This is a genomic window from Burkholderia sp. MR1-5-21 (genome assembly GCF_053427715.1).
Window position 1 is genome coordinate 1 of record NZ_JBSAXD010000102.1, and the last position, 728, is coordinate 728.

General features: G+C 65.1%; 2 pseudogenes. Both read right to left on the reverse strand.

Annotated features, from left to right (window positions below):
• A pseudogene (locus tag ACV229_RS40580) lies at positions 1-582 on the reverse strand (electron transfer flavoprotein subunit alpha/FixB family protein); the annotation flags it as partial.
• A gap of 13 nt (positions 583-595) precedes the next feature.
• Positions 596-728 (reverse strand): annotated as a pseudogene (locus ACV229_RS40585) (electron transfer flavoprotein subunit beta/FixA family protein); the annotation flags it as partial.

Consider the following 728-nt stretch of genomic DNA (forward strand, 5'->3'; position numbering starts at 1 on the left):
GCGGCTCACGAATTGCGAGACTCCGGCGTCGGCTGCCGCTTCGATCTTCTCGACCGCTGCGCTGCCGCCTTCCGCTGCAACCGGGTCAAAGCCCGTCGAACGCACCGTGATCACCTTGATCGGATCGGAAGATTGCACCGTCGCGATCGCGTTGCCCGCATAGATCGGGCGTTCGAACGTGTCGGCCGAATCGACCGCCGTGATGTCCGAGATCTGCGCAACGTCCAGCTTCGCGGCAATACGCGGCGCGATGTTCTTGCCGTAGGCGGTTGCCGGCGCCAGGATGTGCGAATAGTCCTTCGCGATGTTCAGCGCGGTTGCCTCGACGTTTTCCGCGAGGCCTGCGGCCAGTTGCGGTGCGTCGGCCAGCAGGACTTTCGACACGCCGGCGATCTTCGCCGCTGCATCGGCCGCGCCCTGCGCGTTGTGGCCCGCGACCAGCACGTGAATGTCACCGCCGCCGAACGCGGCAATGGCGCGTGCCGCCACCACGGTATTCAACGTCGCGGCCTTGATCGACGTGCTGCCCTCAGCGGAGGCATCCTTCGAGAGGGCGTGTTCGGCAATTACCAGTATCGTCATCGTTCCTCCGTCCTTAGAGCACCTTGGCTTCGGTCTTCAGCTTCTCGACCAGCGTCTTCACGTCCGGCACCTTCACGCCGGCCGCACGCTTCGGCGGCTCCGCCACCTTCAGCGTCTTCAGACGCGGAGTGACGTCCACGCCAAGG